This window comes from Paenibacillus sp. sgz302148 (assembly GCF_056120465.1).
The window spans coordinates 15,517-39,325 of record NZ_JBVYOJ010000013.1 but is presented as its reverse complement, the minus strand read 5'-3'; the positions used below and the strand labels follow the sequence as shown (position 1 = coordinate 39,325).

General features: G+C 50.4%; 31 protein-coding genes. 23 read left to right on the top strand and 8 right to left on the bottom strand.

Translation table 11 applies throughout. The features are described 5' to 3' along the window. Positions 1-206: 206 nt before the first annotated feature. The 5 genes from AC0LWM_RS19590 (at position 207) to AC0LWM_RS19570 (ending at position 6,109) form a co-directional block, all read left to right on the top strand. Positions 207-1,949: an ABC transporter substrate-binding protein gene (locus AC0LWM_RS19590; RefSeq protein ID WP_474676681.1), complete on the top strand. Its 1,743-nt coding sequence runs from the start codon at positions 207-209 to the stop codon at positions 1,947-1,949. Positions 1,950-2,013: 64 nt separating this feature from the next. Continuing rightward, positions 2,014-2,967 carry an ABC transporter permease gene (locus AC0LWM_RS19585; RefSeq protein WP_474676680.1) on the top strand — a complete coding sequence of 318 codons (954 nt, stop codon included), beginning with the start codon at positions 2,014-2,016 and terminating at the stop codon, positions 2,965-2,967. 264 nt (positions 2,968-3,231) lie between these two features. Next, entirely contained in the window at positions 3,232-4,158 is a 927-nt protein-coding gene (opp4C, locus tag AC0LWM_RS19580; RefSeq protein ID WP_474676679.1) for an oligopeptide ABC transporter permease, read from the top strand. 9 nt (positions 4,159-4,167) lie between these two features. Continuing rightward, positions 4,168-5,151: an ABC transporter ATP-binding protein gene (locus AC0LWM_RS19575; RefSeq protein ID WP_474676678.1), complete on the top strand. Its 984-nt coding sequence runs from the start codon at positions 4,168-4,170 to the stop codon at positions 5,149-5,151. Further along, positions 5,144-6,109, top strand: coding sequence for an ABC transporter ATP-binding protein (locus AC0LWM_RS19570; RefSeq protein WP_474676677.1), 966 nt, complete (start codon positions 5,144-5,146; stop codon positions 6,107-6,109). The genes AC0LWM_RS19575 and AC0LWM_RS19570 overlap by 8 nt, the downstream gene beginning before the upstream one ends. A gap of 485 nt (positions 6,110-6,594) precedes the next feature. Here AC0LWM_RS19570 and AC0LWM_RS19565 read toward each other — a convergent pair whose 3' ends face one another. Further along, positions 6,595-7,197 (bottom strand): TetR/AcrR family transcriptional regulator, encoded by a 603-nt coding sequence (locus AC0LWM_RS19565; protein WP_474676676.1) that lies wholly within the window; start codon positions 7,195-7,197, stop codon positions 6,595-6,597. Between the two features lie 100 nt (positions 7,198-7,297). Between AC0LWM_RS19565 and AC0LWM_RS19560 the strand changes: the two genes are divergently transcribed. Continuing rightward, positions 7,298-7,849: a hypothetical protein gene (locus AC0LWM_RS19560; protein WP_474676675.1), complete on the top strand. Its 552-nt coding sequence runs from the start codon at positions 7,298-7,300 to the stop codon at positions 7,847-7,849. Positions 7,850-7,892: 43 nt separating this feature from the next. On the opposite strand, the gene AC0LWM_RS19555 is transcribed toward AC0LWM_RS19560, so the two are convergent. Together AC0LWM_RS19555 and AC0LWM_RS19550 are read right to left on the bottom strand one after the other, a co-directional pair. Next, positions 7,893-8,288, bottom strand: a complete 396-nt coding sequence (locus tag AC0LWM_RS19555) for a VOC family protein (RefSeq protein ID WP_474676674.1) — start codon at positions 8,286-8,288, stop codon at positions 7,893-7,895. Between the two features lie 46 nt (positions 8,289-8,334). Beyond that, positions 8,335-8,739 (bottom strand): hypothetical protein, encoded by a 405-nt coding sequence (locus AC0LWM_RS19550; protein ID WP_474676673.1) that lies wholly within the window; start codon positions 8,737-8,739, stop codon positions 8,335-8,337. 374 nt (positions 8,740-9,113) lie between these two features. On the opposite strand from AC0LWM_RS19550, the gene AC0LWM_RS19545 reads away from it, so the two are divergent. The 8 genes from AC0LWM_RS19545 to AC0LWM_RS19510 all read left to right on the top strand — a co-directional run bounded on the left by AC0LWM_RS19545 (position 9,114) and on the right by AC0LWM_RS19510 (position 14,299). Further along, positions 9,114-9,632, top strand: a complete 519-nt coding sequence (locus AC0LWM_RS19545) for a hypothetical protein (protein WP_474676672.1) — start codon at positions 9,114-9,116, stop codon at positions 9,630-9,632. A gap of 31 nt (positions 9,633-9,663) precedes the next feature. Further along, complete coding sequence (locus tag AC0LWM_RS19540) at positions 9,664-10,371, top strand: YheC/YheD family protein (protein ID WP_474676671.1); 708 nt, start codon at positions 9,664-9,666, stop codon at positions 10,369-10,371. A gap of 78 nt (positions 10,372-10,449) precedes the next feature. Next, positions 10,450-11,313 carry a DUF2268 domain-containing putative Zn-dependent protease gene (locus AC0LWM_RS19535; protein WP_474676670.1) on the top strand — a complete coding sequence of 288 codons (864 nt, stop codon included), beginning with the start codon at positions 10,450-10,452 and terminating at the stop codon, positions 11,311-11,313. A gap of 194 nt (positions 11,314-11,507) precedes the next feature. Next, positions 11,508-11,978 carry a DinB family protein gene (locus AC0LWM_RS19530; protein WP_474676669.1) on the top strand — a complete coding sequence of 157 codons (471 nt, stop codon included), beginning with the start codon at positions 11,508-11,510 and terminating at the stop codon, positions 11,976-11,978. A gap of 295 nt (positions 11,979-12,273) precedes the next feature. Further along, positions 12,274-12,618, top strand: coding sequence for an ArsR/SmtB family transcription factor (locus tag AC0LWM_RS19525; RefSeq protein ID WP_474676668.1), 345 nt, complete (start codon positions 12,274-12,276; stop codon positions 12,616-12,618). Positions 12,619-12,654: 36 nt separating this feature from the next. Continuing rightward, positions 12,655-13,170 carry an SRPBCC domain-containing protein gene (locus AC0LWM_RS19520; RefSeq protein WP_474676667.1) on the top strand — a complete coding sequence of 172 codons (516 nt, stop codon included), beginning with the start codon at positions 12,655-12,657 and terminating at the stop codon, positions 13,168-13,170. Positions 13,171-13,295: 125 nt separating this feature from the next. After that, the gene (locus AC0LWM_RS19515) at positions 13,296-13,715 is read left to right on the top strand and encodes an SRPBCC family protein (protein ID WP_474676666.1); all 420 of its coding nucleotides are present in this window, start codon (positions 13,296-13,298) and stop codon (positions 13,713-13,715) included. Beyond that, positions 13,712-14,299 (top strand): NAD(P)H-dependent oxidoreductase, encoded by a 588-nt coding sequence (locus AC0LWM_RS19510; RefSeq protein ID WP_474676665.1) that lies wholly within the window; start codon positions 13,712-13,714, stop codon positions 14,297-14,299. Before AC0LWM_RS19515 ends, AC0LWM_RS19510 begins: the two co-directional genes overlap by 4 nt. 100 nt (positions 14,300-14,399) lie before the next feature. Here the strand turns inward: AC0LWM_RS19510 and AC0LWM_RS19505 are convergent, their stop codons facing one another. Then, complete coding sequence (locus AC0LWM_RS19505) at positions 14,400-14,816, bottom strand: cupin domain-containing protein (RefSeq protein WP_474676664.1); 417 nt, start codon at positions 14,814-14,816, stop codon at positions 14,400-14,402. Positions 14,817-15,092: 276 nt separating this feature from the next. Between AC0LWM_RS19505 and AC0LWM_RS19500 the strand changes: the two genes are divergently transcribed. The 8 genes from AC0LWM_RS19500 to AC0LWM_RS19465 all read left to right on the top strand — a co-directional run bounded on the left by AC0LWM_RS19500 (position 15,093) and on the right by AC0LWM_RS19465 (position 19,807). After that, positions 15,093-15,422 (top strand): PadR family transcriptional regulator, encoded by a 330-nt coding sequence (locus AC0LWM_RS19500; protein ID WP_474676663.1) that lies wholly within the window; start codon positions 15,093-15,095, stop codon positions 15,420-15,422. Beyond that, positions 15,409-15,963 carry an HAAS signaling domain-containing protein gene (locus tag AC0LWM_RS19495; RefSeq protein ID WP_474676662.1) on the top strand — a complete coding sequence of 185 codons (555 nt, stop codon included), beginning with the start codon at positions 15,409-15,411 and terminating at the stop codon, positions 15,961-15,963. The genes AC0LWM_RS19500 and AC0LWM_RS19495 overlap by 14 nt, the downstream gene beginning before the upstream one ends. Next, a complete protein-coding gene (locus tag AC0LWM_RS19490) occupies positions 15,960-16,697 on the top strand; it encodes a DUF4097 family beta strand repeat-containing protein (RefSeq protein ID WP_474676661.1) in 738 nt (245 codons plus the stop codon). The genes AC0LWM_RS19495 and AC0LWM_RS19490 overlap by 4 nt, the downstream gene beginning before the upstream one ends. 2 nt (positions 16,698-16,699) lie before the next feature. Beyond that, positions 16,700-17,215, top strand: coding sequence for a hypothetical protein (locus tag AC0LWM_RS19485; protein ID WP_474676660.1), 516 nt, complete (start codon positions 16,700-16,702; stop codon positions 17,213-17,215). Between the two features lie 100 nt (positions 17,216-17,315). Further along, positions 17,316-17,711: a VOC family protein gene (locus AC0LWM_RS19480; protein WP_474676659.1), complete on the top strand. Its 396-nt coding sequence runs from the start codon at positions 17,316-17,318 to the stop codon at positions 17,709-17,711. Positions 17,712-17,805: 94 nt separating this feature from the next. After that, positions 17,806-18,492 (top strand): DUF998 domain-containing protein, encoded by a 687-nt coding sequence (locus AC0LWM_RS19475; protein WP_474676658.1) that lies wholly within the window; start codon positions 17,806-17,808, stop codon positions 18,490-18,492. 383 nt (positions 18,493-18,875) lie between these two features. Continuing rightward, entirely contained in the window at positions 18,876-19,544 is a 669-nt protein-coding gene (locus AC0LWM_RS19470) for a hypothetical protein (protein WP_474676657.1), read from the top strand. Continuing rightward, positions 19,541-19,807, top strand: coding sequence for a CD3324 family protein (locus AC0LWM_RS19465; protein WP_474676656.1), 267 nt, complete (start codon positions 19,541-19,543; stop codon positions 19,805-19,807). The genes AC0LWM_RS19470 and AC0LWM_RS19465 overlap by 4 nt, the downstream gene beginning before the upstream one ends. Positions 19,808-19,886: 79 nt before the next feature. Here the strand turns inward: AC0LWM_RS19465 and AC0LWM_RS19460 are convergent, their stop codons facing one another. The 4 genes from AC0LWM_RS19460 to pyk form a co-directional block, all read right to left on the bottom strand. Further along, the gene (locus AC0LWM_RS19460; RefSeq protein ID WP_474676655.1) at positions 19,887-20,606 is read right to left on the bottom strand and encodes a DUF4386 domain-containing protein; all 720 of its coding nucleotides are present in this window, start codon (positions 20,604-20,606) and stop codon (positions 19,887-19,889) included. A 27-nt stretch (positions 20,607-20,633) separates the two neighbouring features. Next, on the bottom strand, positions 20,634-20,858 hold the full coding sequence (locus tag AC0LWM_RS19455) for a helix-turn-helix transcriptional regulator (protein ID WP_474676654.1): 225 nt from the start codon (positions 20,856-20,858) through the stop codon (positions 20,634-20,636). Between the two features lies 1 nt (position 20,859). After that, on the bottom strand, positions 20,860-21,306 hold the full coding sequence (locus AC0LWM_RS19450; RefSeq protein ID WP_474676653.1) for a hypothetical protein: 447 nt from the start codon (positions 21,304-21,306) through the stop codon (positions 20,860-20,862). A gap of 175 nt (positions 21,307-21,481) precedes the next feature. Next, positions 21,482-22,900, bottom strand: coding sequence for a pyruvate kinase (gene pyk / locus AC0LWM_RS19445; RefSeq protein ID WP_474676652.1), 1,419 nt, complete (start codon positions 22,898-22,900; stop codon positions 21,482-21,484). Between the two features lie 121 nt (positions 22,901-23,021). Between pyk and AC0LWM_RS19440 the strand changes: the two genes are divergently transcribed. Further along, positions 23,022-23,801, top strand: coding sequence for a helix-turn-helix domain-containing protein (locus AC0LWM_RS19440; protein ID WP_474676651.1), 780 nt, complete (start codon positions 23,022-23,024; stop codon positions 23,799-23,801). The last annotated feature ends 8 nt before the right edge of the window (positions 23,802-23,809 follow it).

The window sequence follows — 23,809 nt, the reverse complement described above, 5'->3', positions numbered from 1 at the left end:
TCCGCGCGGGTGAAGGCGGTTTTTTTGTTTTTTAGTTCATTTTTTAAAATGATGACGTATTCTTTGAACAAAGAAATTTTTTCTGGTTCTCTATTTACAGAACCGAAAAATGTTTTTATAATAACCCTATCGCGATACAATTCATACTTAGAAGATCGGAATAGTTATTGATTGAATTTTTAATTAAACCAATGAGGTGGATGAACATGAAGAAAAAAAGCGCTTATTCCCTGGTTGCACTTACGCTCGCAAGCTCGCTGGCGCTATCCGCTTGCTCGAGCGACACTCCGGCCGACAAAGCCGCTAACGACAACGGAGCTCAGACGCAAACGCAAAACCAAAACGCTGCGGAAACGCCTGCAGCATCCGGGGGGATTACGGGTCTGCTCAAGGCAACGGATCTGTCGAAGCTGCCTGAGCCTGCGAAGAAGCGTACGGACACGGTCATCGTCGGACTAACCGATCCGAGCGGGGCGTTTACACCGTATTTCCAGCAAAGCGGTTATGACGGCAACGTATCTTCGCTGTTGTACGCTTCGCTCGTAACCGTCGACGACAAAGGGATTCCGGTTCCCGATTTGGCGGAAAGCTTCGAAGTGTCGCCTGACCAACTGACTTATACATTCCATCTGCGCAAAGACTCCAAGTTCAGCGACGGTTCTCCGCTCACGGCAGACGACGTGGCGTTCACCTGGACGCTGCTGCATGACAAAGCTTATGACGGCGATGTCGACATTACGGCGGTGCGTGTGAAGGGCGGGCAAGCTTACAAAGAAGGCAAAGCTCAAACAATCGAAGGCATCAAGGTGATCGACCCGCAGACGATTTCTGTTACGCTCGAGAAGGTTAACGCAACGGCTTTGCAGGTGCTCGGCGGCGACGTGTTGTCCAAAGCGTATTACGGCAAAGACTACAAATTCGGCCAGCTCGACTACATTAAGAACCTGCATGCCAACCCTGTAGGTAACGGCCCTTACAAGCTGGAGAAATTCATCCCGGGCCAAGAAGTTCGTTTCGTGGCGAACGAGTACTACTACAAAGGAAAGCCGAAGCTTGAGCACTTCATCTATAAAACGACGGAAGGCGACACTTGGCAGTTTATCGAAACGGGAGAGCAGGACTACGGCAGATTCGAAGCGACGGCGGACAATATCGAAAAGCTGAAAAACCTGGGCTACCTGAACATCGATTCGTACACGCCAAGCAATTACGGCTACATCCAATTCAACATGGAGCACGCTCCGCTTAAAGATAAAAAGGTAAGACAAGCGCTCACTTACGGTCTGGACCGCAAAACGATTTACGTGGATTCCACTCAGGGCGCTGCAACGGTCGCAAACGTGCCGACATCGCCGATCTCCTGGTCGTACACGGAAGAAGGCATCAACCCTTACAACTATGATCCGGAGAAAGCGAAGCAACTGCTCGATGAGGCGGGCTGGGTGCCGGGTACCGACGGTATTCGCGAGAAAGACGGCGTGAAGCTGAAAGTTCATTATATCGGATCGAAGAAAAAATCGACGGATGTCTTCATTGCGGTGGCAAAAGAAAATTACGCGGCTATCGGCGTTCAGTTCGAAGCGGAGCAATTCGCCGACTTTAACGCGCAGATCTCCAAATTCGAAAGCGGCGATTACGATCTCGTCTCGTTCTCGACGTCGCTGATGCTTGATCCTTCCGACGGCGTCATCTCCTTTGTGAACGGCGACGTGAAAGGCTACGATAATCCGAAGGTTAAAGAGCTGTATGAGAAAGGGTTAGGGACAACCGACATCGAAGAGCGCAAAAAAATATACAAAGAGCTGTACCAAGTAATCAACGATGATGCCCCTTATATTTTTACCAGCTACGGTAAATTGGTCTACGCGTATAACGGCCGCATCGAAGGGCTTACGGTTAATCCGTATAGCGGAATTTCCGGCAGCGTGCCAAACTGGAGCTTGAAGTAATATTTATTCCGCCCCCCGGCCATGGAGTTTCGGCCGGGGTCGGCTTAGGTAAGGAGCCCCGAACATGAGTGGATATTTAATTCGAAGATTGATGTATATGGTTCTGATTTTGCTGGCCGCTTCGATGCTGATCTTTTTCTTGTACGCGCTCACGCCGGGTGATTTCGTCTCGAGCAATATCAAGCTGACCGCGGAGCGCAAGGCGGAGCTGCGGGAAATTTACGGCTTGAACAAGCCGTTGATCGATCGTTACTTGACCTGGATGAACAACGCTTTTCATGGCAATTTCGGATATTCTCTGGCGCAGCAGAAGCCCGTACTGACCCTGTTTAACGAATATATATGGAACTCGTTTCTCTTGGCGGCGGTATCGACGTTTTTTACGTGGTTGATTGCCGTCATTGTTGGCGTTGCTTCCGCTTATAAGCAATATTCCTGGTTCGATACGCTGGTGATGGTTTTCATTTTCGCCGCGATGTCGATTCCGTCTTTTTTTATCGGATTGTTGCTCATCAAAATCATGGCCGTCGACCTGAAATGGCTCCCGCCCGGAGGCATGATGACGACCGGCAGCAATGCCGTCGGCATGGAGTACGTCAAAGAAGTCATTCACCATATGGCGCTTCCGGTTATCGTCATGACGCTGCTCGGCGTCGGATCGCTTACCCGGTATTTCCGCGGCAACATGCTGGATGTGATCCGGCAGGATTATATTCGCACGGCTCGCGCCAAAGGGATGAAGGAGCGGACGGTGATGTTCCGCCATGCGCTGCGCAATGCGTTGCTGCCCGCGATTACGCTTGTCGGCTTCGAGCTGCCTGGTTTGTTCGGCGGATCGCTGATCATTGAGAAAATTTTCAACTGGCCGGGCATCGGCCAGCTGTATATGCAGTCGTTCTCCGTGCGGGACTATCCGCTGCTAATGGGCTTTACGATGTTTATCGCGATATTGACGGTCATCGGCACGCTGATCTCGGATATTTTGTACCGGGTCGCCGACCCGCGCGTCAGATTGTAGGGAGAGAAAGCCTAGCCCATGCTTACGAAGTAAGTTTTCCTTCGGAAAACTTAAGCGAATGCTTACGAAGTGGCTTTCCTTCGGAAAGCCTAGCCCATGCTTACGAAGTAAGTTTTCCTTCGGAAAACTTAAGCGAATGCTTACGAAGTGGCTTTCCTTCGGAAAGCCTAGCCCATGCTTACGAAGTAAGTTTTCCTTCGGAAAACTTAAGCTAATGCTTACGAAGTGGCTTTCCTACGGAAAGCCTTTAGGAGGGTAACTATCATGTCATCCATTACCGGCGGCGCGACGGAGGTCGGCGTGTCGAGACCGGTTCAAGCCCGGTCGTCTTTATGGCGGCAATCGTTCCGCCGTCTGCTTAAAAACAAGTTAGCCATGTCCGGCTTCCTCTTTATCGTGCTTATGTTTATCGCTTGCTTCATCGGGCCGTTATTTTCGCCGTTCAGCAATAACAAGATCAATACGGCGATCATGTACAACGCGCCGAGCTGGAATCATTGGCTGGGCACGGATATGCTGGGCAGGGATGTTATGACCCGGCTGCTGCAGGCCGGGCGCATTTCCTTGACCGTAGGCCTTGCTTCGATGGTGCTGTCCGTGTTGATCGGCTCGATTCTTGGCGCCATCGCGGGTTATTATCGCGGGGTTGTCGACCAAATCATTATGCGGGTCGCCGATTTGCTGCTGACGATTCCGGGCCTGCCGATTTTGTTCATTCTGGGCGCGCTGCTGTCCGACTGGAAGGTGCCGACCGATTACCGGATGTATATCGTCATGCTGATGCTGAGCTTCGTCAACTGGCCGGGGCTCGCCCGCTTGGTTCGCGGGCAAATGCTCAGCCTTCGCGAGCGCGAGTTCATGCAGGCGGCCGTTGTGCTCGGCTTAAGCGACCGGCGGAAGCTGTTCCGCCATCTGCTGCCGAACCTGACTCCGCTGCTGATCGTTGTCGCCACGCTCAATATCGGCGGCGCTATCTTAAGCGAATCGGTGCTCAGCTTCTTCGGCCTTGGCGTTATGCCTCCGACGGCGACGTGGGGGAACATGATCGACGCGGCGAACAACCTGATCGATTTCGAGAAGCATCCATGGCTGTGGATTCCGCCGGGCCTTGCGATTTTTACGACGGTAATCGCCATCAATGTTTTCGGAGACGGCTTGCGGGACGTTCTCGATCCTAAACAAAAAAAGTAGGTGAAGATGATGAACAATTTAATCGAAATTGACAACCTCAGCACCTATTTTTATACCGAGGCCGGCGCGGTCAAAGCGGTGAACGATGTGAGCCTGCGCGTGCGAGAAGGCGAAACGGTGTGCATCGTCGGTGAATCCGGCTGCGGCAAAAGCGTGACGGCCATGTCGATCATGGGGCTGGTGGAAGGGCCGTCCGGCAAAGTCGAGGGCGGCAGCATCCGTTTTGACGGCAAAGATTTGCTTCGCATGGGCAAAGCGGATTTGCGTACGGTGCGCGGCAACGAAATCGCGATGATCTTCCAGGAGCCGATGTCTTCGCTGAATCCGGTGCTGACGATCGGCAAACAAATCATGGAACCGCTCATGGAGCATCAGGGGCTTAGCAAAAAAGCGGCTCGCGAGCGGGCGATCGAGCTGATCGAGCTCGTCGGCATCTCCCGTCCGGCGCAAATCGTCGACGCCTACCCGCATGAGCTGAGCGGAGGCATGCTGCAGCGGATCATGATCGCGATCGCGATTTCATGCAATCCGAAGCTGCTGATCGCCGACGAGCCGACAACGGCATTGGACGTAACGATCCAGGCGCAAATTCTTGATCTGCTTCGGAAGTTCCGGGACGAATCCAATATGTCGATCATGCTCATTACCCATGATCTTGGCGTCGTGGCGGAAATGGCCGATTACGTCATCGTCATGTACTCCGGCAAAATCGTCGAGGAAGGCGAAGTGACCGAGCTGTTCGCGAACCCGAAGCATCCGTACACGCAAGGGCTGCTGAAATCGAAGCCGATTATCGGGCAGCGCCAGGAGCAGCTGTATTCGATTCCGGGGCAAGTGCCGAATCCGCTGGAGCTTACGGAATCGTGTTATTTTCACGACCGTTGCTCGCAATGCATGTCGATTTGCCGCACCCGTCAGCCGCAGTTAAGGCAGGTAGGGGATAAGCAGAAAGTCGCTTGCTGGTTGTACGAGGAGGTGGAAGCTCATGTCTGAGGCGCTCGTTGAAGTCAATCATCTGAAAAAATATTTCCCGATCACGTCCGGCTTATTCAATCGTACCGTCGGCCACGTCAAAGCGGTGGATGACATCAGCTTCCGGATCGGGAAGGGGGAAACGTTCGGCCTCGTCGGGGAATCCGGCAGCGGCAAAAGCACCGTCGGCCGTACCATTCTCCGGTTGACCGAAAAGACGTCCGGCGAGGTCAAGTTCAAAGGCGAAGATGTGTACGGCTTATCGAATACGGAGCTGCGCCGGATTCGTCCGCAAATGCAGCTCATCTTCCAAGATCCGTACAGCTCGCTCAATCCACGGATCCGCGTAGGGGAGGCGATCGGCGAGGCGCTGCTCGATCACGGTCTCGCGACGAAGGACGAGGTTCGCGACCGAGTGCTCGAGGTGATGGCTTCTTGCGGGTTGTCGTCGTTCCAGTACGACCGGTTCCCGCACGAATTTTCCGGCGGGCAGCGGCAGCGGATCGGTGTCGCGCGGGCACTCATCCTGAACCCGGATCTGATTATCGCCGACGAGCCGGTATCGGCGCTGGACGTATCGATTCAGGCGCAGATCATCAATCTGTTCCGCAGCATGCAGGAAACGCGCGGGCTTACTTATTTGTTCATCTCGCACGATCTGAGCGTCGTCGAGCATCTATGTTCCCGTATCGGCGTCATGTACCTCGGCTCGATGATGGAGACGGCTTCGCGGGACGAGCTGTTCCGCAATCCGCTTCACCCGTACACGAAGGCGCTGCTGTCCGCGGTGCCGGTTCCGATTCCGAAGCTGAAGCGCGAGCGGATCGTGCTGCGCGGCGACATCCCGAATCCGGCAAATCCGCCGTCCGGCTGCAAGTTCCATACGCGGTGCCCGTTCGCCGTCGAGCAGTGCAAGCAGCAGGTACCGGAATTTCGCAACGTCGGCAGCGACCACTACGTCGCATGCCATTTGGTGTAAAGGGATGTGCATAAAGGAATGCCCCTGTCGGGTTCGACAGGGGCATTTTTTGGGGCGGTAAAGGTTCCGCGTTCCAGCATACAGTGGAAAGAGGAGGCTTGCTGCCCGCATTTTTGAAATTTGCAGCAAATCCATTGTATTTTGTGCAATGGAAAATAGACTGGCTAAGCTTATTAGCACTTTCCATTGTATGGAGTACAATGAAAAATGATTTTACCGGGCTTTTTAGGTGGATTATGCTGATTTTGATTGCACATTTTACAATGGATTGCCTGATTCTCGAAAAATCAGAGGATTCCATTGTACGAATTGCAATGGAATTCGATCGCCCCTGTACATTCCGGTCGACAAGACATTGAGCTTAAAGGTGAAGAATGCGGCGAGGCATTGGTCTCAAGCTGTAAACGAAAAGCGCCAATGGGCGGCGCAAGCCGTCTTTCCATGACCAGTGCGGCGTGAAAAAATAGCACCAATGCCTGCCAGCTTCACAAACGTTCCTTCAAACAGAGCGACTCCAAATGACGAACGATGACTTGGTGCAGCATTTCGGTGGAAATATGATTCGGCTGAATGATGCGATGAACGGAAAGTCCGTCCACAAGCGCAGACAACCGCTCGATCTCGACCTCTTGATTCAGGTCGGGCGCTGCGAGGCCGGTGTGCACGAGCCCCTCGATAATCCTCGCCATCCCTGTTCGCATCTCCAAATAAATCTTTTCGTTTAATCCATGAAGCTCCGGATCGGATAGCGCTTTGACGGTAAAAGCGTACCAAACCTCCATTTCCGCATGTCGTTCTTCATCCATCGGCATCAGTTCGAACAGCAGCGTCTGTATGTCCCGGATCGGATGCCCGGTATAATGGACGGCGCTGATCCGGCTGTTCACCCGTTCGGCGACCAGGCTCATCGAGAAGGCGAACAGCTCCGATTGGGTGGAGAAATAATGGCGCATGGACCCGACCGACATGCCTGCTTCCTGCGCGATGCTGCGTACCGAAGCGTGCTCGATCCCGTCGCGCCGGATGACCCGCCATGCGGCCTCGGCCAGCTCTTCCTTGCGTTTGTCGTGCTCAACGATTTTTGGCATGTCCCTAGTATACCATGTGTTGCTTTTTTAATACAATCGTGCTAGATTAAATAATACAATCGTGTTAAAAAGAAAGAAATGGATTTGGAGGAGCGAGAGCATGATCGGTTGGTTGATTTTGGCGTGTGAAATCGGTTTTTGGGTTGTCGTGCTAGCGGGTTTAATCGCCCGGTATATTTTTCGGCAGAAGAAGCTTGGCGCTGTGCTGCTGCTGCTTACACCGGTGATCGATTTGCTGCTGCTCATTTTTACTGTCGTCGATTTGAGCGGCGGAGCCAAAGCGGACTTCTTTCACGGCTTGGCGGCGATCTATATCGGCGTGACGATCGCCTTCGGCCATTCGATGATTCGCTGGGCGGACGAACGGTTCGCGTATCGTTTTGCCGGAGGGGCCGCCCCGCAAAAAGCGGCGAAGTACGGCCAGGAACGCGCCCGCCGCGAGCGGGTCGGGTGGTACCGGCATTTGCTCGCCTGGGTCATCGGCGTGGCGCTGTTGTACGGCATGATCTGGTTCGTGGGCAATCCCGAGCAAACCGAAACGCTCCTTGGCCTTGTAAAAGGGTGGTCCGTGGTGCTTGCCATTGACGCGGTCATTAGCTTCAGCTACACGCTCTGGCCGAAAAACCCGCCGAAAGACCGGATCAGCATGTAAAATAGCCATAATGAAAGCCACTCTTTTGAGTGGCTGCTTTTTTTTAGAATCCGTTATGCTGGAGAAGATCGAGTCGATTTCCGTATAGGTCCTCGAATACGACCTCGACTCCCCAAGGAACTTCCTTCGGTTCGCCGAAAAATTTTACCCCTTTGGACTTCATTTCCTCATAATCTCGATAACAGTCATCCGTTTGTACGACTAGGAACACATGGTTAGCGGCTTGATTGCCTACCCTCTCGGCTTTTTCATTCGTATTGGCTTCAACGAAAACAATCGCCGTTTCACAATCTTTTGACGGCGCTACCGTTACCCATCGCATGCCGTTCCCGAAATTATTGTCCGATAACAATACAAACCCTGCCTTATTGATATAAAAATCAATAGCCTCGTCATAGTTTCGCACCAAAATCGAAACGTGCCCTATTTTTTTCTTCACGTGATCACTCCTTGTTTTCAGCTTTACATGCACAGGTATGAAACGATCATCTTTCCTTGGGCTTATCCCCGATTAAGCCGAGCAAAAACATTTGAGAATAAGCGAACCCCTTGTACGTTTTCGAGACACTCGAAGGAATGGTCAGATCCAGGTCCAAGTAGGTGGTTAGTATAAGCTGAGCGAATTTTGGCTGGTCTGTTAAGGAATATTCCTGCAATTGTTTTGCAAACTCCTTACTGACTTTTTCTCTCCCCCCAAGCGCTTGTTGCAACTGGTACCCTGCCATATACAGGTCAGCCGCGATGGCTTCATCGGATTTCTGATGTTCGGCTACATAAGCCGAAATCCAGTCCCGCACAAGAGAAGAAGTATCTTTATTATTGTCTTTTGCGACCTGTTGAAAACTATCCTTGAGATCCTTGGATATGCGGATGTGCAAATTCGTATCCAATTCGCCGATGCCTCCCTTGAAAATAATAAGGTAATTGTAATCCGTTTGTATACACGATGTCAACACAGTGTGTTCCGGTTATGAATCTGTTGGACCTAATAGGATGGTTGACTAATTTTAAATAAATAGGGATGCATGCACCTCCTCGTTAGATACACGTCCAATCTTCTTCCGTTTAGCTGCACATAAGATGTGTTGTATGTACAAGGAGGTGTTTTGCGGAAAGAGGCGGCTTTGAAATGAAATGTGCTTGGCAAATTCGGTTGTATACCAGGAGGTTGAACATAGTGGGAATTCGCCCCATAAGAGGTCCTCGGGGTCCGCAAGGACCACAAGGCCCACGAGGCCCAGCCGGGCCGCAAGGAGCACAGGGAGTGCAAGGCGTACAAGGAGTGCAGGGACAACAAGGAGTACAAGGACAACAAGGCCCTGCCGGGCCGGCAGGACCTGGCACGCCGCCTGCTTTCGGTTCTCTTTATCAAACGGTGCAACAAACAGTAACACAACAGCTGACGAAGGTTGATTTTGACACGCCAGGCCCCGCTTTAAATGTAATCGTAGATCCAATGAAAGATACAATCACCATTATGCAATCGGGAGTTTATGAACTTTCCATCAGTTTAAGATTTACGCTTGACGTAGATACATTTATAGGGGAGGCAGGTACCGGTTCTATTTTTGTCCAAGATGCCGAAGTCGCCGTTTCTATAGTCGAATTTACCGGTAATATATTCACCTCCGATAACACTTCTCTTATTCTTCAGGCACATGTCGCCAAAACGATCCATTTGAGTCTTTCTGCAGGTGATGTGCTTGATGTTCGCGTTAATCTGATAGCGGATACCACAATTGAAGTATCTGAAAGTGCTTTTACCGTAAACCGGATTGGTTGAAACGTCGAGGATATGGTGGGGAACATAAACCATGGTAAGAGACAAATGGGTACATTACCGCATCATGAAGAAGGATAACCGGCTTCTCGTTGCCTTGCCGGACACACGGCTGATGGGGAAAGAGAATGTCCGAGCACTGTTGAATAAGTATGAGGGCATTTTCCTCAAACCGCGACGAGGGTGCCACGGTTACGGCGTGATTCAGGTTTTGGCGAAACCAAACCGCCGTTACGAGCTTCATGCAGAACATAAAAGAACAATATTTCGCGGAATCCAGCCCATTTATTCTTTCCGGAGGTATCATCGTTACATTGTTCAACAACGGATTCCCCTCTTAACCATAAACGGCCAGCCCTTCGATATCAGGGTCATGGTGCAGCGTAATTCGAAGTCGCCTTGGACCGTAACCGGTCTCTTCGCAAAAGTAGCGGCAAGGGGCTATGTCATTACCAATGCAGCCGGAGAGATCATGAAAGCGGAAGAAGCGCTTCATCGGTGCATCTTGAAACCTCGCCGACAAGAAGCGCTGAGCCGCATTCACGCCATTTCCCTTATAGCGGCCGAACGGCTCCATCATTCCTTTCCCAGCTTGCGTACCATTGGATTGGACATGGGATTGGACCGTAGAGGGAAAGTTTGGATTATTGAAGTGAATTTCAAGCCGGATATCACTCCTTTCCTCTTGTTCAAAGATAAAACGATGTACCTTAGAATCATGCGTTATAAAAGATTTTCGTAAGCTTGACATTCACGTTACGTAAAGGTATATGCTTCTCTCGAAACGGACAATGGAGATTCGTATTAGGGAGGAATATAGATGATTATTAACGGAATTGATATACTGCGAAACCAACGTTTCGTATTGGAGGCCGCGCCGGAGCAGAGATCGGGCATTTACAGAGAACTGGTGATCGAGCCGCTCAGGCCGTTCTGGGAATCGATGCTGGCGAAGATGCCGCCTGGGCAAGATACATCGGATCCAACAGGATTGATGGGGGTGTACCCGCCGGATCCGGATGGCAAGGAAGGGCTAGAGGCAATCGCCTGGCTCGAGCGAGCCGGGTCTTGGCACAAATGCCTGGAAGCAATCGAACAAGCAGTACGACTACTGCGACCTACGGATTACGGCATCTTCCTCGATGCTCTCCAGTATTCGCTAGTCCTTGCGAGCCCTACAAAGTTCGGGCATCTGCATGGCTACACCGGCTTCGGCGGAACGCCGGGACAAGCGATTGTGCTCGTATGGCCGAGCGACTACAACGTGCCGCGGCTCCCTGCGATTACCGCACACGAATTTCACCATAACGTCCGGCTGTCCTACGAGCCGTGGAGCGCGAATACGACAGTCGGCCAATATATCGTGGTCGAGGGGCTGGCGGAAGCTTTTGCCGCCGAAATGTACGGGGAAGACAAACTAGGCCCCTGGGTTCATTCGCTTGACGACGAACAGCATGAGCAGGTCAAACCGATCTATCGGGAAGCGCTGTCGACGACCGGGTTTCCGGTTATCATGGGCTACATGTTCGGCAATCCGCAGGCGGGCATCCCGGCATATGCCGGCTATTCGGTCGGGTACCGGGTCGTAAACGAATATTTGCGGCGTAACGGAAAATCGGCGGTAGAGGCGACCTATCGGCCATGGCGGGAAATTATCGATGAATCGCGATACTTCTCCGATTGATTGCTTTTAAACGGTAAACCATATATCCAGTACGCTGGGCCGTTCAACGACTAGTCTTCTTGAGCTTGATCTGCATGCCTTCTAGGTACTCGAAAAGCCGCTGCCCCTTCTAATTGTTCTTTTTTAATTCCCAATAACTCTGAATCGTACTACAATAAGTGGGAATCGGGTTCGAAAACAAGGGAGGGATACTTTTGGAAGCGTTGATTGAAGAATACGGTCGCGGCTACGCAATGCTGCGGGAAGCCATTGAAGGATTGGTCGAGGAGGAGCTTCGGTACAAGCCCGCACCTGACAAATGGAGCATTCATCAAATTCTCATACATGTGACGGATTCCGAGATCTCGTCTACATCTCGGTTGAAAAAAGTATTGGCGGAGGAGGAGCCGATTCTGATTTCGTTTGATCAAGACGTGTGGGCGAACAACTTAGGGTATGATCAAATGGACCGAGAACAGCATCTGCTTCTGTTCAAATTGCTGCGTTCCAGTATGCAGACGATTCTGGACAATCTGACTAGCGATCAAAGCGAGCGGGTGGGGGTGTATGTCGATCAGGAGCGGTTCACATTCAAGCAACTGCTGGAATACCGCGTTCAGCATGTCCGTGACCACCTCGCCCAAATCGAACGGGTGAAGGAGGCGTATCGGCAGAGCCGGGCATAAAAAAGGCCCGTGATCGAAACGAATAGTGCCGTGAACGAATCGCTTAAAAATAACCAAACGATACTTAAGTAGTATCGTTTTTTTGTACCTTATTCCCCTTTACCAAGCTCCTTTTGGTGTCTGCAGCGGTATGCTGCTCAAATGGCATCCTCAACGAAACGTCGCCATTTATTTTACTAATATTCCTTGACAGGAATATTCCTGATAGTGTATATTGAAATCAACAGGAAGATGACCATAATGATGAAGGGGATGAGAGGATACCGAGAGACCATCATGTAACGAGGTGAGCGACATGTCAGGGAAGAATCCGGGCATGGACATGACAACGCTGAGCGCCTTGGCCGAACCGAAACGTATGGCGATCGTCGAACTTTTGCGGGACGGTCCCCTGACCGTGGGGGAGATCGCCGATCTGCTGGGTCTTCGCCAGCCCCAAGCCTCGAAGCATTTGAAGGTGCTTAGCGAGAGCGGGATTGTGGAGGTGAAGGCCGAAGCCAACCGCCGGATCTACAAGCTCCGGCCCGAGCCCTTCCAAGCGCTGGATTCTTGGGTGAAGTCCTTCGGAAGCGTCATGGAAGACAGATTGGACAATCTGGAACAATACTTGCGGGAACTGCAAAACAAGGAAAAATTATAAAACCAAAAATTTTATACAATTCAAGGAGGAATTACAATGTCTAACAACGCAATGGTTTCGAGAGTAGAGAACGATCGGGTGCTGGTGCTGGAGCGCGTATTCGACGCACCGCGCGATCTCGTGTTTAAGATGTTTAAAGAACCCGAGCATCTGAAGCGTTGGTGGGGGCCAAGAGGCTGGGAGCTTCCGGTTTGCACCATTGATTTCCGTCCAGGCGGCACCTGGCACTACTGCATGAAGTGTGTCGATCAGAACCAAGGGCAATTTTACGGCATGGAATCTTGGGGCAAAGGAGTATATAAGGAAATTGTCGAGCCGGAGAAGATCGTCTATACCGATTACTTCTCGGATGCCGAAGGCAATTCGAATGACTCCATGCCGTCGACCGAGGTCACGCTGGAATTCGTCGATCTGGGCGGCAAGACGAAGCTGGTCAATCGCGGCGAATATGTGTCCGCGGAGGCTCTCAAGACCGTCATGGATATGGGCATGCTGCAGGGCATCACCGAAACTTGGGATCGCCTGGAAGAGCGCCTGAACGAAGTCAAGTAAGGAAATATGGACAGCCGCTGGCTTTTAGAGCCGGCGGCTGTTTGCATAAACGTCAATATTTTTCACACCTTAATATTGACTGATAACTCAATCAAAAATATAATAAGCTCAAGGAGCGTGATTATTTGCCAACGATTCGCAAGGAGATTTTGATTGATGCCTCGCCTGAGCAAGTATGGGATGCGGTCAGCGACGTAGGTGCTGTTCATTATCGTCTGGTCCCCGGCTATACCGAGAACACTCTTATGAACGGTCACGAAAGAACGCTCATTCTGCCAAACGGCGGCATGGTGCGCGAGCTCATCGTTTCTATCGATGAAAAGGAACGTCGAATGGCGTATGCGGTAAAAGAAGGACGCATGCCGCTATTGCATCATCATGCATCCTTCCAAGTTCTCCCGCATGGCGACAACGACGCCAAGCTCGTATGGATCACCGATTTCCTTCCGGAACATCTGGGTACCGAGATTCAAGCGAGGGTAAATCGCGGAGCAGAGGTTATGAAAGAAACCATCGAGGCCGAAGCAAAAGGAGGAGATCGATGAGAATACTAGTCGTTGCAGCTCATCCGAAGATCGAACAGTCTCGCGTAAATAAACGCTGGCTGGCGGAATTGCGTGAATACCCGAATCAAATAACGGTTCATGAACTATATAAGGCATACCCTGATTTTGCAATCAACGCGGAGAATGAACAAGACCTCGTTGCGCGGCATGACCGCATCGTATTGCAATTTCCAATCCAATGGTATAGCGCGCCGGCTTTGCTCAAGCAATGGCTCGATGACGTGTTCACGACATCGTGGCTGTTCGGAGCGGGCGGTAAAGCCGTTGCGGGGAAAGAGCTCGTTCTTGCCATGTCGATTGGAAGCGATGAAGCTTCCTATCAGTCGGGTGGCTTAATCGGCTATACGATCAGCGAACTGGTCCGACCCATTCAAGTGTTTTCCAATCAAATCGGCATGGCGTTCCTGCCGCCTTATAAATTGTATGGCGCGGTCAAGGCGATGGATGACCAAATCGAGAATAGTGCCTCATCTTATGTGAAGCACATTACTTCTCCCGATCTTAACCCCATCATCGTTCGAAAACGTATGCTTGAAGAAATGAGCAAGGTCAATCAGATATAAGGGAAAATATAATACAAGCCAACTACGAAAGAGTTCGTTAGTTGGCTTTTTATATTCAGGACTTTCATACTTACTGAAAGCTTCGTTCCTTTCGTTTAACTCACCACTTCACAGGTTCTTCGAGAATAATGCCGTCGGTCATCACCCATTGGGTCAAGCTGTGTTCCTTGGCCTGGACGACGATAAAGATCAGATCCTCCGTCTCGGACGTATTCCGCAAAGCACGTACACCTTGCGGTGCAACGCGTACGGCGCTTCCTTCCGTCACCTCGAGAATGTGGCCGTCAATTTGAACCTGTCCCTGGCCGCGAATAAACACATACAACTCCTCATTCTCCTTGTGCTTATGATAGAAAGGCACCTCCCCCCGGGGAGGCAGCTGGTTCAGCGAAACCTCCATGCCGGTTAACTCAAGAGGAGCCTTCAAGAAAAATTTCCCCTTAGCAGGAGCTTCCGTAACGCTTCCCAGCTTCTCGAACAGACCTGCTTGCACCATCGTGTAATTCCGGTCTTGCATGCTTGACACCTCTTCCATCAGGTTATATATCCTATCAGATACGATTCCATACTACCATACCGCTGGAAATGTGATTTCTTCTTAATTGCTAAGTTGATGAGGCAATTGGGTCCGCCTGCCTCGACTTAAGTCCAGCAGATTTTGCGGCGCAAGTCGGATGCGAAATATTTTTATTACCCTTATTATCGAGATGTGGAAAATTAAGTTAATCCTTGAACTGAGGTAGTGAACAAAGTTCAGTAGTGAATGATGACTATATATGGGGGGGACCGCAGTTTGAATGTTCAATTTAAAAAAGGCGTACTTGAACTTTGTGTGCTCATTTTAATTTCAAAAAGAGATTATTACGGGTTTGAACTAGGGGAGAGCATTTCCAAGCAAATTGACATCGCCGAAGGGACGTTGTATCCGTTGTTACGCAGACTGAAAGCGCAAAACTTCCTATCCACTTACCAAGTCGATTCGACGGAAGGCCCGTCACGCAAATATTACTCCATGACAGATACCGGCATGAAATACATGGAAGATTTACTGGAGGAATGGAATCAGTTCTCTGGGGCGATTCACAATTTCATCGAAGGGGAAATGAAGCGTGAACAAAAATAAGTATATGCTTCGATTGGAAGCGGGACTTAAGCGACTGCCAATGAGTGAACGAAACGACATCATCAGCGATTTCGAAGAGTATTTCGCTTCAGGATTGGAAGCCGGATTGACCGAAGAGGAAATTAGCCGGAAGCTTGGCGAACCCGGTATGATCGTCAAAGAACTGATCGCCGAATACCGGATCGTTGCGGCGGAGCGGACAAAATCATTTTCGGGTATGCTGCGTGCGGTGTCGGCTACGATGAGCATCGGCTTAAAAGCACTTATAGGACTGATCCCCGTACTCGCTGCGATCGGCGGTTTCCTCTTCATCTGCATTTTACCTGTGATGCTATTGATTGCACCTCTGACACTACTCGCGACGATGCCTTTCTATGACCGTACCGACTTGATGCTCTATATTTTTTTATCCATCACATTTTTCAGCTTGGGCATTCTCGGAGCAACCGGTTTGTACCTAATCGGGAAACGTCTTAGCAAGTGGGCACTCGCTTCAACCAAGATCCAACTTAAGCTTGTAAAGGGGGAAGCAACGATATGAAGAAGGTCATCATCATCGCATTGGTACTTTTCGCAATTGGAATTAGCGGAGTTATCTATACCTTGCGGGTTACTGGCGTCAACCAGTTCTATACTCTGGCACACAAGCAGTTTGAATCAAATCAACCGCTTCGGACAATCACGATCGATTCTCCGGATACGGACATTATCGTGAAGCCATCCGATGGGGATGCTGTCACAGCAGAATTAAAAGCGAGCAAAGAGAGCCGCGGAAAGTTGTATAAGGTAGAAATATCAGAGGAGGACGGACAACTGAAAATAGAAGTGACGAGGAAAGACCCTTTTAGCTTCAATATCGGCGTTCTATTCTATCGTGAAAGGGTCGAAGTAAGCCTTCCTCGCAAGGTATATGAGGCAATCCGTATAACATCGAACGTGGCTGATATCAAACTTGAAGATATCGAGAGCAAAAGCACACTCGTAAGCGTCCAAACGGGAGATATTCATCTAATGGGTACTGAATTCGCGGGTGATTGTCGTCTGGAGACGGCGAAAGGTGATGTGGAGGTCAAATTTGAGCGTTATCCGGAATCCTTGAAAGTCGATTTCAAAAGCGAAACGGGCAAAGGAGATATCGATCTGACCGGAATTCAATTTCTGGAAAAATCCGATCATCGCTTGCTTGGCCAATCCGGTACCGGAGAACATGTTCTCCGTGTGAACACGGCATCAGGAGGATTTCATCTATCTATGGTGATGAAAGGGGAGAATTAACGATGGCCGTTCGACAAGCCCTTATACGCTTCTTGCTGGCTCCATTTCGCTTCGTTTCCTGGGGGTTCGCTTTTTATTTTTCGAATATCGTGTTGGTGATCTTGGCATTAGTGCCTTCCGTTATTAGGGGCTATCAGATGTACACAGGTTATACCCCGGAAACCCTCGAAGTCATTCTATGGATCTTGCGTATCGGCTTATTCGTTGCGATTGTTTGGATCGGATGGAAGAATCGAGAGAAGGTTGTTCTACATGAACTGACCTTTCTGATCATTGCTGAAATGATCGCTACGGCGGTATGGCAATACCTTTGGTTTCAATTTGCGATTATTCCAGGCCTTAAGCTTGCGACGGAGACGATAAGCAGCGAAGCCGTCGTGGGTTGGGTAATGAATTTGGCTGGCAACTCTTCGATTGACGTTCGGGATTTATCGAAATCCGTATTGTTTATATTGAAGAACTTCTTGGTCATTCCGATGTATCTCATGTATTTCCTTCGCATCCTCAGAATCATTTGAAACAAAAAATAATTTTTTTAGGATCTGTCGATTTTGTCGCTCTTCGTTCGTTGTGTTGGTAGAGGCCAAAATTCAAACCCACTGAGAAAGGTTGATGAACATGAAAGCACAGCTAACCCCTTATTTGATGTCGAAAGATGCACGATCCCAAGCCGATATGTACCGGAAAGCACTCGGAGGCGAAATCTTGTCGGTGATGACTTACGGTCAGACGCCGGGAACGCCGGAAGCGATCAAGGACAAAGTCATGCATTTGGTGATGACGGTAGCTGGCGGGAATACGTTGTTCTTGTCCGATGCCTTTGAACCGGCCGAAAGCAGCCGCGGCATTGCGCTGGCGCTGGCATTTGAAAGCGAGGCTGAAGCACGGGAAGCCTATGGGAATCTCAGCGAGGGCGGTGCAGTCAAATATCCATTCGAACTTCAGCCTTGGGGAGCCTATTACGGCGAAGTTATAGACAAATTCGGCGTCACATGGCAAATCGTTAAGCAATAAGGCGCTTCGACTACCAATGTAGTTGAAAAGACATGCGGAACAGCGAGGAAAACGGAGATAACGGAGAAAACAATTATTTATGGGAGGTTATGTTATGCAAACTGTTACGACTAAGAAGGCGATGTCGATTCCACTGACGGCGGCACGGCTTACATGGGGGGCAGCCGCTGCGTTTCTCGTATTGCTCGCTGTTCTGCATTTCCTTAAACCTGAGTTTGATCCTTCGTGGCGAATGGTCAGCGAATATTCGATCGGACGTTACGGTTGGGTCATGATGCTCGCTTTTCTGAGTATGTCCATAGGCAGTATTGCCTTATTCGCAGCAATCCGCACGCAGATAAGCACTATCGGAGGCAAAATCGGTCTAGTTTTGCTTTTGATTAGCGGAGTCGCGATAGCAGCAGCTGCCGTATTTACAGCGGACCCCATGACGGCAAGCAAGGAGGAGTTGACCACCCACGGCAATCTTCATGGTTTGGCTGCGATGATTGGCATTCCCGGTAAGACGATTGCAGCAATACTTATCAGCCGTTCACTGGCTCGAATACCATCGTGGTCACCGGCGCGAAGATCGCTTCTGTGGTCAGCAAATTTTATTTGGATGAGTCTTCTCTTGATGATCGTGATATTGGTTGTAACGCTGTCGCAAAACGGCGGGAAATTCGGTCCTGATGTGTTCATCGGTTGGCCCAATCGGCTCGTCATGATCGCCTATTGCGTATGGCTAATGTCAGTGGCTAGGCAAGCCAGAATACGGATTGGAAGTGTCCCTCATGAATAAAGTTTTTTTTACTTTTTCTCAATGTTGAATGTAAAGGCAAAATAAGTAAAACTGTACATAGTTCCCTTAATTTAAGGAGGCGATGTACAATGTCAACCGGCATCATAAGAGAATTGCGGGATACAGACGATTTCTCCCGTATCAGAGATCTGATCAAGAACTCGCTTAGACATGATCAAAAAAAGCACTATGTCGAATCACCCGAGCATTTGCACAGCTCTTTTTTCTGAAATGATCGTGCTGCTTGTGCGGCTATTCAAGGATTCGTATCGATTCGTGACGAACACATCGTTGCTTTTGCAGGCGTTCGAGTATCCGAGAATAATAAAAACGGCCTTCTCTCCATAGGGTTTGAGTCCGGGTGCGAAGAGGAGCTGAGGCCTTTGCTCGATCGTTGCTCGGAAATAACACGGGCTCACGGCGGACAATTGATAGGCCGGTTTATTTCATTAGATCCAGGCCAAATCCGCAATGACGAGATCACGTTCTGGGAACGTTATGGCTTTCGGGCCGATCCCTACTTCCTTGCGCTGCTCAAACTGGAGGTCGATGAATGGAATGTTCCGGAACAATTGAACGTAGACGGCATTCAGCCAGTGAACCCGGCGGAAATATCCGATATTATACGTATTTTGAACGAGGACCGTGAGGAGTGCCTTGCCGACGAGTTTCGTGCAAACTTTGGCAGCTTGACGCCGGATCACGTATTTTTGACTATGAAGGACAAGGAAAGCGGAGAGATTGCAGGCATTGCCTACTATCAGGTAAGCTGGTTTAAGGACAAAGGTAATGGAAAAACGTACGACGGATATGGCGCTTGGGATACTGGCATCCATTTCAGACCGATGCATCGGCTACCCCGCAGTGAAAAGCGGCGATTTATACAGGCTGTGATCGCCTCGATGAAACAATTGGACATCATCTTTGCCAGCGGTCGAGTATCGTCTCGGGACTATGACTGTTTTCTCGAACTTTTCGCTGAAGGTTTTTATTTTCAAGGCTCCGCTCCTTCGGTGCAAAATCGAATGACCAGACGGGTTGCGGAACGTTGAAAAAGTATGTAAACGCCAAAGAGGTGCTCCCGCAATCGCTTATCGAAGAAATCCAAAAATACGTACAGGGCAAGCATCTGTACATTCCATGCACAGAGCGGAAAGCATGGGGAACGGCGACGGGAAGCCGGGAGGAGTTACGCGAACGGAACGCGGATATTGTGAGACGGTACCGTAGCGGAATCGACATGGAGAAGCTAGCGGAGCTATTCCACCTTAGCATAGAACGGATCGAGTCGATCGTATATGGGGAGGAACTATAGCTGGAAGGCAGCCCTTTAATGAACGAAAAGTGGAGCAACTGCCGCGGCATGCTGCTCCACTATTTTTTTTAATAAGGAGTCAACACTCCGACCCTACAAATTTCTGTTGTATGCTGTTATTGAGCGCGGATAAGTTAAAGCCTTTAATGATGAGCCATACTGCGAGGATCATTTCATTCGCAGCAACCGGCAGCGCCAAAATAGCACCCCAAACCGAAAGCTGAGGAATGACACCGAACATTTCCAACAAAGCTGCAATAAAAACGAGTGCTGATCCCGTTATACCCAAGATGGGAATAAACCTGGGGACGAGTCCGGATCGATAAAAGATGTAACTATACATCATCGTATTTATACCCAGCATAAAATTAGGCCCAAGCATGAATGTCCAGTCATGTACGGCTTTTAATAATGTGCCCGAAGCTTGAAAAGAGGCGGGATCCGGCACAGCTGCAGCTGTAAAATCCCGACTTAAGGTCAATAAAGACAGTACGCTGATGATGCCGACCGTGATGATGACGGCCTCAAGAAACCTGAAGCAAACGTGTCCAAGAGCTAACGTCTCATTGTATTTTCTTAAAAACGGGAACATTGTAATCGAAGTACCGACAGCCGAAGCGACAAGAATTAACTCCATAAGAGCTCCCAGTATCACTTGGTTGGCATGAGCGGAACCATTAATCAGGTAATCGGGGCCGTTTAAGATAGGATCGTATAAAATGACACCTATGATCGACGAAACCGCCGCAACGATAAACAGGACTCCCACAACTTTGGCCGCTAATTTGTTTGTATTCATTTTTGACCTCTCCTTTATACCTAGTTCTTACTCTTCACTGTTATCCCCGTAGAAGAATACCTCTTCCAAAGGCAAGCTGAAGGCGTGAGCGATGCGAAAAGCCAGTTCCAGAGAAGGGGAGTAGTTCCCCTTTTCCAAAGCCACGATGGTTTGTCTTGTAACGCCTACCTTGTCAGCGAGTTGCTGTTGCGTCATTTCGTTATTATTGAATCGTAGTTTTCGGATGTGATTGCCGACAAGATTTTTACCCATCTTAAACTCCTCTCCGATAATGATAAAGTTTCGTAAGGGAGCCGGTCACATCAGAAATGAATCCCGAGGCGATCAGGATCACGAACATCGCTTGTAACGGCTGATCGATGGTCAGCGCTCCCATGGCAAGAAGAAAACCGAGGATAAACACAAAGAAAGAATTTCGGTTCGCTTTTAGCTCAATGAGTTTATCCAGTTCGTCCGCGAATGCCGGTTCCTTCTCTCCGGTCGTTATCCGAAAGACGATGTTGAAAACAATGCTGATCACAATATGCGCAACGATGGAAACCAAAGTCAGGACGAGGACGAAGGAGCCCCAATAACGATAGGCTTCCGTTGCCGCAAGCCCCGCCTCCGGATACTGCACGTATTTGTACGCGCTATACGATACGAAAATGAGGATGGCGCTGATTAACGATACGATGCTTTTCTTTTCTTGATAGGTCATGAACGATACCACCTTTACCTTCTTTTTAGCTTGAGTTAAGTTTTATATACACAATGTAATAAATATCATTCATAATGTCAAGTATATTTTACATTGCGTAATCGTGTAAAAAAGAAAAGCCGTTTGTCGGCGCGACATTTGAGAATGTCGGTCGGCAAACGGCTTTTGCGGATCGTTAAATTTTCACGATTTTCATCAGGTTGGTCGAGCCGGATTGGCCGATCGGAATACCCGCGGAAATAATGGCGTAGTCGTCTTCGCGGATATGTCCTTTGGACTTGGCATCTTCCAAAGAATTGTGGATGAGCTCATCCGTTGATTCGCTCTTCACGCCAAGAACAGGCGTAATTCCGTACATCATCGTCAAATAAGGCAGCACCTGCTTATTCGGCGTCATGGCGATGATCGGCGATTTCGGCCGGTATTTGGCGATCATGCGCGCCGTAAAGCCGCTTTCCGTCGGGGTCAAGATCGCGGCCGCATCCAATTTAAGCGATGCTTCGACGACCGATTGGCATACGATTTCCGTGACGTTGTCCGCGGCAATCGATTGGCTTATTTTCCGGTACGCTTGGTCATGATCGATCGTATCCTCCGCGCGCTCGGCGATTTGTGCCATCATGCGCACCGACTCGACCGGATACTTGCCTGCGGCGGACTCGCCGGACAGCATCACGACGTCGGTTCCGTCCAGGACGGCGTTCGCTACGTCGCTCACTTCGGCGCGGGTCGGGCGCGGGTTGCGTTGCATGGAGTCGAGCATTTGCGTAGCCGTAATGACCGGCTTGCCGGCGCGGTTGCATTGCTCGATCATCGTTTTCTGCGCAATCGGCACTTCCTCGCAAGGAATTTCGACGCCAAGATCGCCGCGCGCGACCATGATGCCGTCCGACGCTTCCAGAATGGAGGCGAGGTTATCCAAGCCTTCTTCGTTTTCGATCTTGGAGATGATCGGCGCATGGCCGATGCCGAAGCTCTCCAGCAGCCCTCTCACCGTGCGCACGTCATCTCCGTTACGGACGAACGACATCGCGACGATGTCGATGTTCTCCTCGGCGGCGAACTTCAAGTGCATGACGTCGCGTTCCGTCACGCCGGGCAGCGAAGTGTGGACGCCGGGCAGGTTGACGCCTTTGCGCGGCTTCAACTGGCTCGCGTTAAGCACCCGGCAAATGACGTCCCGGCCGTCGATCGCTTCGACTTTCAGCTCGAGTGAGCCGTCATCGATCAGAATAAGCGCGCCGGGAGCGACGTCCTGCGTCAGCTCGGCATACGACACGGAGACGCGGCGAGAGTCGCCGACAATCTGCTCCGTCGTCAGGATGAGCTTGTCGCCGATTTGCAGCTCGTAAGAAGGCTCTTGCAGCTGGCCGATGCGGATTTCCGGGCCTTTGATGTCCATCAGGATCGGAATGGTGACTCCCGCAAGCTCCGCCGCCTGCCGTACGGCCGCGATCCGTCTGCGGTGCTCATCCAGGTCGCCGTGCGCCATATTCAGGCGGGCCATGTTCATGCCGGCTTCGATCATTTGCGTAAGCGTCGCAACGGAATCACAAGCCGGACCTAGCGTACAAAGAATTTTTGTTTTGCGCATATTCACTCATCCCTTGGTCTGGATTTTAAACATTACCCGATCATTGTAGTCCGAGTCGAGGAAATAATCTATGAACTATAGTATGATAAATGTACTATAGTCAGATGGGGAGGTGACCTGGATGATCCGCATTGAATCGATAACATCCGGCCCTGCCGGCGATTGGTTCGTCGAGCAAGACGAGCGGGAAAGCTGCTGGAACTTTGTTTGGGTTACTTATGGCCGATGTGTGTATTGGATCGATCGGGATAAAATCGTGCTGGAGAAAGGGCAATTGCTGCTCGTTCCGGACCGGACCGCCTTTTACGCCAAAAGCATTCCGACACAAATGCACGCCAAATACGTCATCCGTTTTACGGTTGACCCAGGCCCAAATTTGCTGCCTATTCTGCAGTCCCGGGACACGATCCGGCTGCGTACGACCAAATATGAACTTTTTGTGGAGCGGCTCCGGGTGATGATGGAGCAGTGGGCCGAGAAGACGCCGTATTATGAAACGATGTGCCAGGCATTATGTACGGAGCTTCTTGTTTATATCAACAGGGAAATGGATCAAGGCGAGCCAGCCGCGGTGACGGTGCAAACGGTCGAGCTCATGAAGTCGTACATCCAGAACCATTACCGGGAACACGTGACAAAGGAGCAGCTGGCGGAAGTCACTCGCAAAAGCCCGAACTATGCCGCGATGCTGTTCCGCAAGCACACCGGGCAGACGATCAGCGACTTTGTTCATGCGCAGAGGGTCAAAACGGCGATTTATATGCTGGGCCATTCGACGCTTACCGTGGCGGAAATATCCGAAACGCTCGGTTACAAGGACCCGTCGTATTTTTACCGCGTGTTCAAGCGGGTGACCGGGCTTGCTCCGGCGGATTATTTGGCCGAGCGCAGGGTGGAGTAGGCAATCAT